The following is an 11,008-nucleotide window of genomic DNA, read 5'->3' as shown; positions in this document are numbered from 1 at the left end:
ATCGGCATGAGCGGCGGCCTGTTCACGCATATCCTGCTGCGCGAAACCGGGCTGGAGATTACGCCCGAGCGCATCGAGCGCCTGCAGCAGCGGCACGCGGAAGCGTTCAATCGCCATCACGCCCAGGGCTCGGTGCGGCCGCTGCCGGGCGCACGCGAGCTGCTTGCGTTTCTTACCGCGGAAAAAATCCCTTGGGCGATCGCCACCAGCGGACGCATGCGCACCGCCGCGCACAATCTTGCCGCGCTCGGCGTCGACCCCGACGTGGTGCCCGTGGTGACGCGCGACATGGTGCGCCACGCGAAGCCCGATCCGGACTTGTTCATCGCTGCGGCAGAACGGCTGGGCGTGGATATTCATCGCTCGCTGGTGATCGGCGACAGCATCTGGGACATGTTGGCGGCGCAGCGCGCCCGCGCGCTGGGCGTGGGATTGCTGTCGGGCGGTTACGGCCAGGACGAACTGCAGCGCGCGGGCGCGTTTCGCGTGTATGACGATCCGGCCGACCTGCTCAAGCATATCGACGAAGTAGCGGCGCGCGACTGAGCCCGTCGCCGCGCGCTCTCAGCCCGGCGCCAGCAGCGCATCCAGATCGGACTGATCGAAACTGAGCTTTTCGCGCGTGCCGCCGCCTTCCAGCACCGCCTCGGCCAACTCGGCCTTGCGCGCCTTCAGCTCCTCGATGCGCTCCTCCACCGTGCCGGTGGTGATCAGCCGGAACACGAACACCGGCTTGTCCTGCCCGATACGGTGTGCGCGATCGCTGGCCTGCGCTTCGGCCGCGGGGTTCCACCAGGGGTCGTAGTGGATCACGGTGTCGGCAGCGGTGAGGTTGAGGCCGACGCCGCCGGCTTTCAGCGAGAGCAGGAACAAGGGCACGTCGCCGTCCTGGAAACGCTGCACCGGTTCGGCGCGATCGCGTGTTTCACCGGTCAGCATGACGTAACGGATGCGCCGCCGTTCCAGTTCGTTGGCGATCAGCTTGAGCATTTCGGTGAACTGCGAGAACAGCAGCACCTTGCGCCCTTCGGCCAACAACGCGGGCAGCATGTCCATCAGCAGTTCGAACTTGGCAGAATCGCGCACGCCGCGCGCGGCTTCCAATTTGACCAGGCGCGGATCGCAGCAGACCTGGCGCAGCTTGAGCAACGCATCGAGCACCACGATGCCGCTGTGCGCAATGCCGCGCTGGGCAATCACTTCGCGCAATTCGTCGGCGAGCGACAGGCGCAGGCTTTCGTACAGCTCGCGCTGACGCCCGTCGAGCACGACACGGCGGGTGATTTCGGTCTTTGACGGCAGCTCCGACGCGACCTGCGCCTTGGTCCGGCGCAGGATGAAGGGCGCCAGCCGTCGATTGAGACGCGCCTGGCAATCTTCGTCGCGCTGCTTTTCGATCGGTACGCGATAGTGACGGCGGAATGCGCCTTCGTCGCCCAGCAGGCCCGGCACGGACAAGTCCACCTGCGACCACAATTCGCCCAGGTGATTTTCCAGCGGCGTGCCGGTGAGGCAAATGCAGCGCGGTGCGCGCAAGGTAAGCGCGGCGCGGCGTGCCTGGGTGCGCGGATTTTTCACCTGCTGCGCTTCGTCAAACACGATCAGCGAGAACGGTTGCTTGCGCAGCGTAATGACGTCGCGCGGCAGCAGGGCGTAGCTGGTGAGGATGATGTCCTGCGTAGCGATCTGGGAAAAATCGCCGCTGCGTTGCGGACCGTGCAGCGCAAGCGTACGCAGCGACGGCGCAAAGCGCGCAATCTCGGCCAGCCAGTTCGGAATCAGGCTGGTAGGCACCACGATCAGCGCGGGTTGTTCCAAGGCACCGTGTTGTTTCAGCGCAAGCAGATGGGTGATCAGTTGCAGCGTCTTGCCCAGGCCCATATCGTCGGCCAGCACGCCACCGACGCCGGCTTCGGCCAGCGCGTTCAACCAGCGCAGACCTTCGCGCTGATAGGGCCGCAATTGGACGGTGAGCCCTTCGGGGATGGCATCGCTCGCACGTTCGGCCGCATCGCGCAGGCGGGCAGTGAACCCGCGCAAGGGCTCCGGCGCCTGCAATTCGCCGCCAGCCGGCAACGCTTCGACGATTTCTTCCAGGCGGCCGGCCTGCACGCGCGGCAGGTGCAGTTTCTTTTTCGGTTTCTCGAGGTATTCGGCAAGCGGTGCCAGCAGGCCGCGCAGTTCCTTCAGGCGCACCGGCACGCGGCGGCGCTCGTCGACAGGCGCGTACCACACCGCATCTTCGGGCTCGTTCGGCGCGGGGCTGAGATTGAGTTGATGCTCGGCCAATGCCTGCGCCACCGCGGGCAGCAGATTGCGGCGCTTGCCTTCCACCTCGATGCCGATTTCCAGGTCGAAGGCGTGATCGTCGGCATCTTCCACCGCGTTGCCGTACCAGCGCACCGGCCCTTCCAGCACTTCGAACGGGAAGCTGGGGGCGTATTCGAGCAGAAAGCCTTCCGCTTCGAGTTTCGGCCGCAGCGCAAGCCAGCGCGCGGGGGTATTCACTTCGAGCGCGCCGGCGTGGCCTTTGCCGGGGAACAGCCAGGCGTCTTCCGGCAGCGTGTCGGCGAGGTCCCAGGGCAGGCCCTCGGTATCGACGCCCAGCGTAAGGCCGGCACGTTCGAGTTGCTCCATGGTGGACAGTTCTTCCGCACGCTTGCGCGTGATTTCCACCAATTGGCCGTTGCGTATGCGCCGTACCAGCGGTTCACCGCCACGTCCGGGCAGGCGCTCGCCAGCGTAGTCGAAGGCCAGGCGCGCATAGGCCAACGGCGGCGTGCCGGCGGCCAGGCGTGCGTGGCGCGTCAATGCATGCAGGGTCAAGACCGGCTTGGGCGCCAGCTCGGCGCGACGGACTTCATCGAACACCTGTGGCAGCGGGACGCGATGCGACAGCCGGCTCGATGGCAGTGCGCTGCGCAGCGCCCGACTGTATTCGTGTTTGAGTGGCGGCAGCTCCAGCCAATGGGTTTCTTCCGGGTCGGCTTCCAGATGACCCAGTTCGGCCCGCTCTGCATCCAGGTACCACAGCCCGTCGACACGCAGCAGACGCTGGCTGTGCGGCAAGGCCGGCAACAGGCGTTGGCTGCCATCCTGTTCCAGCTGCCAATGCCAGTTCAGTTGATGCGATTTGCCGCGCGACAGGCGCAGGCCGCCGAGGCCGCCGAGGAAGCAGGGCGCGGTATCCAGCATTTCGGCCAACAAGGCATTGCCCACGTGGCCCGACAGACGCGCATAGCTGCGCGACTTGCGCAGCGCCTGTGGCAACCCCAGCACCGTGGTAGCCAGCCGTTGTTCGTGCAGCGTCAGTACGGAATGGGAGAGCATCTTGCTTTCCAGCGGTGCGGGACGCGTGAAGCGTCCGTGTTCGCCCGGCGCCAGCAGCACAGGTGCCGCATCCAACCGGGCGTAGGTCGCGCCGTCTTCGGGCATCACCTCGAAGAAGAAGCCAAGCACCACATGTTCGTGCGCGGCGCCCGCAACGGGCTTGCCCAGCAGCTTGCGCCACGTGCCGGGCAAGCTTTCCTCCTCGCGCTCTTCATGCTGGGCGGAAGGATCGCCGTGCTGGTTCTCGTCCGGTAGGTGCATGCGCATGCGATCCCTGGAGCGATCAAAACCTTGAGCTTAGCAGCGATCAGGGTGCGCGCCGCAAGCGGGTATGCACATACATCACAAAACCGCTCAGAGCCGGTCTAAAGTCTCTGCGTAGTTCGCGTAGCGTTTGAGCGGTCGTCACAGGTGACAGTGCGTAGCGCAGCGCCAGACTGGCTGTCTGGTCAAGCCGCGCGCTGTCGCAGGGCGGGTGCGAGGGCTGCGCAGAGGCTTTAGACAGGCTCTCAGTGCGTTCCGAACAAGCCCTGCGGATATTCCGGCTTTTGTTCGCGCGCCATCAACGCCTTCATCCCTTCGACTGGCGTCACTTCGCCATGCAACACGGCGCGCACGCCTTTGCTGATCGGCAGATCCAGATGGTGCTTGTCAGCCAGGCGTACGACTTCATCGGCGGTGACCATGCTTTCGACCACCTGGCCGATCTGCGCCACCGCTTCATGGATGCCGATGCCCTGCCCCAGCGCCAAGCCCAGCCGCCGGTTGCGCGAAAGATCGCCCGTGCAGGTCAGCACCAAGTCACCCAGGCCGGACAGGCCCATCAGCGTTTCCGGCTTTGCACCCAGCGCCACCCCCAGGCGAAGCATTTCGTTCATGCCGCGGGTGATCAGGCCCGCACGCGCATTCAGCCCAAGCTGCATGCCGTCGGCCACGCCGGTGGCGACCGCCAGCACGTTCTTCATCGCGCCGCCCAGTTCCGCACCCAGCACATCGTTGCCGGTGTAGACGCGGAAGTTCGGCGCATGCAGCAAATCGGCCAGATGCTGGGCGAAGACCGCGTCCTCGGAGTGCACCGTGACGGCACTGGGCTGGCCGGCAGCCACCTCGCGTGCAAACGAGGGACCGGTCAGCACGGCGGCGGCCCGTCCCGGCAGTCGCTCGGCCACCAGTTCGTGCAGGAATCGGCCGGTACCGGGCTCGAAACCCTTGGTCGCCCAGGCGATCTGGGTGCCCGGATCAAGCAGCGGCGCGATGTCGCTCAGCATGTCCGCAAACGCATGGCTGGGCACCACGATCAACACCGTGGCGGCGTGCCGCACGGCCTTGGCCAGGTCGGGCTCGAAGCTGAGCCCGGTAGGCAGTTGCAGATCCGGCAGGTAGCGCTGGTTGCGATGGCTGGCGGCCATGTCCACCAGGGCCGTCGCATCGCGACCCCATAGATGGGTGGGTACGCCATTGCGCGCTGCCAAGGTGGCGAGGGCCGTGCCCCAGGAGCCAGCCCCGAGAACGGCCAGGCCGCCCCGTTCGGCGATGGGCTGCTCGGTCATGTCAGAACCTTGTCCGCGGGGTTTTCAGCTGTTGAGCATCGGCGCCTCGCCGCCCGCGCCCATGCGGCGCTGCTGCTCGGCGTAGAGGGCCTCGAAATTGATCGGTTGCAGCAGGAACGGCGGGAAACCACCCTCCTGCACCAGGCTGGAGATGATCTGGCGGGCATAGGGGAACAGCAGGTTCGGGCAGTAGCTGCCGATGATGCCGGCCTGGTCGGCCTCGCTGAAACCGGCAATGCCGAACAGGCCCGCCTGCTGCACTTCCGCCAGATACGCGGTGCGCTCGTTGATGGTGCAGGTAAGGGTCAGGGTAAGCACCACTTCGTACAGGTCGTTGCCCAGGCCGGTGGCGCGCTGGGACAGGTTGAGCTGCACCTGCGGCGCCTCGGTGATTTCGCCGATGTCCTGGAAAATCTGCGGCGCATTGGGCGCCTCGAAGGACACGTCCTTGACGTAGATCTTCTGCAGCACGAGCTGCGGCTGGTTGGACGAACCAGTGCCCTGGCCGTTGGTGGTGATATCTACCATGGGTGTCCCTCGATCAAAAGGCGAAGCGCGCCGGGCGCAAAGGAGTGGAATTGTTCCATACATCCCCGACTGCCGCCATGTCGGCGAAAGCCGCGCCCTTGCTTAAAGATTGCACATGCGGCTGTTTTTACGGGATAATGCACGGCTCGCCCCTGTCGACCCGGCCTGCCGGGCATGTCCGCAACGCGATGCGGCCCTCACGACCAAGCGAGCCAGCAGCACCCTCCAGCATCGCGTGGCGCTTCGCGCCGCTGGGCCGATGTCGCCCTGGCCAACGGGCGGTTTACCACATTTACGGAGGTCATCATGGCCCGTGTATGCCAAGTCACCGGAAAGGGTGTGCAGACCGGCAACAACGTCTCGCACGCCAACAACAAGACCCGCCGCCGCTGGTTGCCCAACCTGCATGAGCGCCGGTTCTGGGTTCCCAGCGAAAACCGCTGGGTGAAACTGCGCGTCTCCAACCAGGCGCTGCGCACCATCGACAAGAAGGGCATCGAGGCCGTGATTGCCGACCTGCGTGCCCGCGGCGAAAAGATCTAAGGAGCTGAGCCATGTCCAAGAGCAAGAGCGACAAGATCCGTTTGATCTCTTCGGCCGGTACCGGCCACTTCTACACCACGCAGAAGAACAAGAAGAACACCCCGGATAAATTCGAGTTCAAGAAATACGATCCGGTCGTGCGCAAGCACGTGATCTACAAGGAAGGCAAGATCAAGTGATCCACCATTAGGTGCGTCATATGGAAACCCGCCCTTGAGGCGGGTTTTCTTTTTGCGCGCTTGCGCATGCAAAGCGCGTTTCAGCATGATCGCCACATGGAAACAAGCGACGCGCTTTTCCCCACCCTGCTCAACCTGGCCTGGCATGACTTGCCTGGATCGGTGCGCGCCATGCACGGCTCCGCTCCACGCATCGTGGCCCGCGGCGAGGCCGACGTGCGGGGCGATGGCAACGTCATCGCGCGCGCTTTGCGATGCCTTCTGCAACTCCCTTCGCCCGGGCCCGCGCAGGCCTTGGAAGTATGCATCGAACGCGACAGCGATCATGAAAGATGGACCCGCCGCTTTGCGCGTGGCCAGATGCAATCGACACTGAGCGCCAATGCAAGCGCTACCCAGTTGCTGGAAAAGCTTGGGCCCGTGACCCTGCGCTTCACGTTGCGCCCGGACGTACACGGCGTGACCTGGCATTTGAACGGTGCGCGCGTACTTGGTCTACCCGTGCCGCGTCGCTGGCTGGGCACCGTGCTTTCGCATAGTGGCGAGCACGAGGGCCGTTACGCATTTACCATCGACACGCGATTGCCGTGCATAGGCCGGCTGGTTGCTTACCGAGGCTGGCTGGAGATCGTTGTCGATGACTGATAGCGCCATATCACCCGTGGTTGTGTATGACGGCGTCTGTCTGTTGTGCAGCCGCTGGGTGCGCTTTCTGCTTGAGCGCGATCGCGAAGGCCGCTATCGGTTTGCGTCGATGCAATCGGAAAGTGGCCGGCACTTGCTGCTGACGCACGGCCTCGATCCCGATTCCCCCTTCTCCATGCTGCTGGTTGAAGATGGCTGCGGCTATACCGATACCACGGCCATTGCGCGCGTGTTGCGCGGTTTGCCGTATCGGCGCTGGCGGTGGCTGAGTACGATCATGCTGTCGGTTCCCCGCTCCATTCGCGACATCGCCTACCGCTTCGTTGCACGCCACCGCTATCGGCTGTTCGGGCGTAGCGAGCAGTGCTTCGCACCTACACCGGAGCAACGTGCGCGCTTTATGTCGTGAGCGTTTCCAGGCTTGTACTGATCTGGTAATCGGCGAGCGCAGCCAGCGCTTCGTTCAGATTGAACAACCCCATGCATGGCATGGCGCCGCGCGTCTGGAGCAAACCATCCGCTTTTTTTCGCGCCAGCACCACGGCCGGCATGGCAGGGATGTGCGGCCCATCTCCGGCTGCGGCGTGCAATGACCAGCGCAAGCGCAATGATTTCGCGTCCGCGTCGATGCCCTGCAACACCACCACCATGCCACCCGCATCGCTGCCGGCATGCAAGAACCATTCGCTGATCCGCCGCAATCGAGGCGCGTGGCGCGCCAGGTTTTTCACCATGCCCAGCCGCACCAGCCAAGCCAGCAGTCACGTCCCAAAATGAAGCCGGCGCAGTTCCAGGCCGGCACGAAACACCACGTGCTGCACCCCGGGATAACGTTCCGGAAAAAGCGCGAGATCAGGCACGTCGCACAAACCGGCCCAGCGCGGTCCCGACATGAACGAGATACGCAGCGTCGAAAGCCAGCCGTATCCGGTCTGCCACCTGCCTTCCCGCCAAACCGGCACCTGGCGTCCACAGTAGCCAAGTATCGCCGCCACGGTCGCATCGCCGCGCGGCGTGCGGTTGCCGGGACTGATGGCGTGCTCGATGGAGGTCAACGCTCCGAACCTGCCGCGCAGGTGATCGACCACGGCGCTGCTCAGCGCCGGCACCGTCGACGCGCCGCTGATCAGCAAGCGGCCCGCGGCGCGTGCCTCGTTGTCCAGTGCATGAATGCCGGCGACGAAGTCGCGTCCGTCAGCCAGATCCACATAGTCGCTGCCGCAAGCAAGGCAGGCCTTGGCGACACGATAGTCCTGGGATTGAAACGGCCCTGCGGCGTGGATCACCCATTCGGGCGCGAGGCTGCGTAGCGTGTCCTGCAAATCGGTCGCTTCAACGTCGATCACCGCCACCTGCACGGACGGATCATCAAGCTCGCCCCGCAAGCGCTCCAACGCTGACAGTGTGCGTCCTGCAAGCGTCAGCTCGAAGCGCGCATCATGAGCCAAGCGTGCGGCGATGCGTTTACCGAACACGCCGGTCGCACCGATCAATAGCACTCGCATCGCGTGATGTATCCCCCCAACAAAAAGCCCGCCTTGGACGAGGCGGGCTTTTCGTTCATCGCGTTTGGCCGTCAGATCAACCCGCGGCGAGCGAATATCCCTTCAAGCGCTGTGCGAATTCCTGCAGGGCGCGGATACCGCTCTGCTCGGCTTCGACGATCCACTGCTGCAAGCCCTTGAGCGCCTGCTCGGCACCGCGCTGTTCCATCAACTCGGCGAGGCGGTTGCGAAATTCGCACACGGTCTTGAGCGCCGGGCGCTTGGCCAGCACGGCCTGCATGCGCTCGCGGTTTTCGCCGTCGAGCCAGCGGCCACCGTCGGCCAGGGCACGACGCAGACGGCGCGGGATCGACTTGATGCCTTCACCCGCGTGCTGCGCTTCATCGCGCAGGGTCGGGACGATCACGTTGCGGTAGTAGTCGGTCATCGCCTGGAAGCGGTGGGTGAGCACGGCCTTCAAGGTTTCCGTATCGGGCAGGTGCACGTTGGGGCGCATGTCCAGCGTGGGCGCCACGCGTAGCACCTTGGCCAGGCCCAGCTTGCGCAGCACGCAGATGGCGGCCCAGCCGATGTCGAATTCCCACTTGCGCAGCGCGAACTTGGCCGAGCTGGGGAAGGCGTGATGGTTGTTGTGCAGCTCTTCGCCGCCGATCCAGAAGCCCCAGGGAATCAGGTTGGTCGCCGTGTCCGAACTTTCGAAGTTGCGGTAACCCCACCAATGGCCGATGCCGTTGACGAAGCCGGCGGCCCAGAACGGAATCCAGGCCATCTGCACGGCCCACACGGCCGCGCCGATCACGCCGAACAGGGCGAAGTCGATGATCAGCATCAGGGCCGGGCCCCAATACGGATGGGCGGTGTAGAGCTTGCGCTCGATCCAGTCGTCGGGCGTGCCGCGGCCGTATTTCTCCAGGTCTTCCTTCACGTAGCTCGCGTCGCGGTATAGCGACACGCCGTCCCAGAACACCTTCTTGATGCCGTAGATCTGCGGGCTGTGCGGATCTTCTTCCGTCTCCACCTTGGCGTGGTGCTTGCGGTGCACCGCCACCCACTCCTTGGTGACCATGCCGGTGGTGAGCCAGCCCCAGAAGCGGAAGAAATGCGAAATGGACGGATGCAGGTCGACGCCGCGATGCGTCTGGCAGCGGTGCAGGTAGAGGGTGACGGTAAAGATGGTGATCTGGGTGACCACCAGCAAGTACACGAGAATCGACACCCACCCGGCCTGGCTCACGCCGCCGGAGAGAAAGTGCAGTACAGCATCGAGCATGGGTAAGGGTCCTGGAGCAAGTAAAAGCAGTCTAGTTGAGGGCGTCCGTACCTACCAGCATGGTAGAACCCCAGCCCCTCGATTTCCGTTAAAGCGTGATGACTGACGGTTGTCTGCGGGATGGGGTCACCCCGACAATCATGCAATGAACGCGCCTAGCTCCGCTTTAGTACCGGTACTAAAACTTGAACGAATCTCCCGGCGCCGCGCCGGCCGACCCGCCGTGCGCGATCTCTCGCTCAGCCTTGAGACCGGCCAGATCCTTGGACTGCTTGGGGTGAACGGGGCTGGCAAGTCCACCACCTTGAGCCTGATTGCGGGGGCACTGACGCCCGATAGCGGCACGATCCGCCTGCAAGGTGAGGATTTTCTGGAGCACCCCGAGCTGGCCCGGCAGGCCCTCGGCTGGCTGCCGGAAGCTGCCCCGCTGTGGCCGGAACTGACCATCCGCGAACACCTGGACGCCCATGGCCGCCTGCGCGGCCTTGCCGGTACCCGGCTGAAGGCAGCCGGCGATGCGGTGCTGGAGCGGCTGGAACTGCAGGACCTGGCCCAGCGCCTGGCGGGCGTATTGTCGCAGGGCCAGCGGCAACGGCTGGGGCTGGCCTGCGCGCTACTGCATCGCCCCGCCCTGCTGGTGCTGGACGAACCGGCCAATGCGCTCGACCCGGTACAGGTGGCCGCCCTGCGCAAGCTGCTGCGCGAGCTGGCTGCCGAAGGCACTGCCGTGATCCTTTCCACGCACCAGCTGGCCGAAGTGACGGCCGTCTGCACCCGCGTGGCGATCCTGCACGAAGGCGTGCTGCGCCACGACGCGCCACTGTCCCCCGATGGGCATGCCGCTTTGGAAAAAACCTTCTTCGACATCGCCATGGCCCAAGCCGCATGACCTTATTCGCTGTGACGCGGCTGGAACTGCGCCGCCTGTTCGTGCGCCCGCTCGGCTGGACCATCGGCGCCCTCGCACTGGCGGAGCTCGGTTGGCGCTTCGCTTTGTTGCTGCAATTGTTCCTGCTCAACCAGGTGAAGCTCGCCGCCTTGCCGGACGGGCCCGGCTACACCGACCTGGTGGCCGTGCGGCTCTACAGCAGCTTCATCACCGGCAGCCCATTGCCGTTTGGCATGACCGAACTGGCCCTGCTGCTGGTTCCGCTGCTGACCATGTCCACCCTGGCAAGCGAACGCAGCGCCGGCACCTTGCCGCTGCTGTTTTCCGCCGGCTTGTCCGCTTCGCGCATCCTGCTCGGCAAATACCTCGCCGTGCTGACCTGGCTGGCGTTGTGGCTGCTGCTGGCCATTGCTATACCGGTGAGCCTGGCGCACGGCGTGACGCTGGATTGGGGCAAGCTCGCCGCCGCCACGCTGGGTACGTTCCTCGCGCTCGCCGTACTGGGGGCGATCGGGGTGGCGTGTTCGGCGTTTGCCTCGCATCCTGCCGTAGCGGCGGTCGCCGCACTG

The 11,008-nt window shown here is 64.9% G+C and carries 13 protein-coding genes; 7 read left to right on the top strand and 6 right to left on the bottom strand.

The genetic code is table 11. The features are described 5' to 3' along the window. The coding region (locus tag VMA74_RS04405) for an HAD family hydrolase (protein WP_325365191.1) at positions 1–546 on the top strand (546 nt) is incomplete at its 5' end. 18 nt (positions 547–564) lie between these two features. On the opposite strand, the gene VMA74_RS04400 is transcribed toward VMA74_RS04405, so the two are convergent. From VMA74_RS04400 to secB, 3 genes are all read right to left on the bottom strand, one after another. Further along, a complete protein-coding gene (locus VMA74_RS04400) occupies positions 565–3,591 on the bottom strand; it encodes a DEAD/DEAH box helicase (protein WP_325365189.1) in 3,027 nt (1,008 codons plus the stop codon). A 248-nt stretch (positions 3,592–3,839) separates the two neighbouring features. After that, positions 3,840–4,880, bottom strand: coding sequence for an NAD(P)H-dependent glycerol-3-phosphate dehydrogenase (locus tag VMA74_RS04395; RefSeq protein ID WP_325365187.1), 1,041 nt, complete (start codon positions 4,878–4,880; stop codon positions 3,840–3,842). Between the two features lie 24 nt (positions 4,881–4,904). Next, positions 4,905–5,408: a protein-export chaperone SecB gene (gene secB / locus VMA74_RS04390; protein ID WP_325365185.1), complete on the bottom strand. Its 504-nt coding sequence runs from the start codon at positions 5,406–5,408 to the stop codon at positions 4,905–4,907. 306 nt (positions 5,409–5,714) lie between these two features. Between secB and rpmB the strand changes: the two genes are divergently transcribed. The 4 genes from rpmB to VMA74_RS04370 all read left to right on the top strand — a co-directional run bounded on the left by rpmB (position 5,715) and on the right by VMA74_RS04370 (position 7,184). Next, complete coding sequence (rpmB, locus tag VMA74_RS04385; RefSeq protein WP_115477825.1) at positions 5,715–5,951, top strand: 50S ribosomal protein L28; 237 nt, start codon at positions 5,715–5,717, stop codon at positions 5,949–5,951. Positions 5,952–5,962: 11 nt separating this feature from the next. Continuing rightward, positions 5,963–6,130 carry a 50S ribosomal protein L33 gene (rpmG, locus tag VMA74_RS04380; protein WP_026635435.1) on the top strand — a complete coding sequence of 56 codons (168 nt, stop codon included), beginning with the start codon at positions 5,963–5,965 and terminating at the stop codon, positions 6,128–6,130. A gap of 96 nt (positions 6,131–6,226) precedes the next feature. Further along, positions 6,227–6,775, top strand: a complete 549-nt coding sequence (locus VMA74_RS04375) for a DUF4166 domain-containing protein (protein WP_325365183.1) — start codon at positions 6,227–6,229, stop codon at positions 6,773–6,775. Then, complete coding sequence (locus VMA74_RS04370; RefSeq protein ID WP_325365181.1) at positions 6,768–7,184, top strand: thiol-disulfide oxidoreductase DCC family protein; 417 nt, start codon at positions 6,768–6,770, stop codon at positions 7,182–7,184. Before VMA74_RS04375 ends, VMA74_RS04370 begins: the two co-directional genes overlap by 8 nt. On the opposite strand, the gene VMA74_RS04365 is transcribed toward VMA74_RS04370, so the two are convergent. The 3 genes from VMA74_RS04365 to VMA74_RS04355 form a co-directional block, all read right to left on the bottom strand. Beyond that, positions 7,174–7,509, bottom strand: a complete 336-nt coding sequence (locus tag VMA74_RS04365; protein ID WP_325365179.1) for a hypothetical protein — start codon at positions 7,507–7,509, stop codon at positions 7,174–7,176. The genes VMA74_RS04370 and VMA74_RS04365 overlap by 11 nt on opposite strands. A 27-nt stretch (positions 7,510–7,536) precedes the next feature. Continuing rightward, positions 7,537–8,280 (bottom strand): saccharopine dehydrogenase family protein, encoded by a 744-nt coding sequence (locus VMA74_RS04360; RefSeq protein WP_325365177.1) that lies wholly within the window; start codon positions 8,278–8,280, stop codon positions 7,537–7,539. 76 nt (positions 8,281–8,356) lie between these two features. Then, entirely contained in the window at positions 8,357–9,550 is a 1,194-nt protein-coding gene (locus VMA74_RS04355) for a DesA family fatty acid desaturase (protein ID WP_325365175.1), read from the bottom strand. 145 nt (positions 9,551–9,695) lie between these two features. On the opposite strand from VMA74_RS04355, the gene VMA74_RS04350 reads away from it, so the two are divergent. Next, the gene (locus VMA74_RS04350; protein WP_325365174.1) at positions 9,696–10,439 is read left to right on the top strand and encodes an ABC transporter ATP-binding protein; all 744 of its coding nucleotides are present in this window, start codon (positions 9,696–9,698) and stop codon (positions 10,437–10,439) included. Beyond that, a partial coding sequence (locus VMA74_RS04345; protein WP_325365173.1) for an ABC transporter permease occupies positions 10,436–11,008 on the top strand: 573 nt, incomplete at its 3' end. The genes VMA74_RS04350 and VMA74_RS04345, both read left to right, overlap by 4 nt.

The sequence above is a fragment of the Dyella sp. genome, from assembly GCF_035508675.1.
Classification (GTDB): Bacteria; Pseudomonadota; Gammaproteobacteria; order Xanthomonadales; family Rhodanobacteraceae; genus Dyella_B.
The sequence above is the reverse complement of the archived record's forward strand: the minus strand, read 5'-3'. Positions and strand labels throughout refer to the sequence as shown.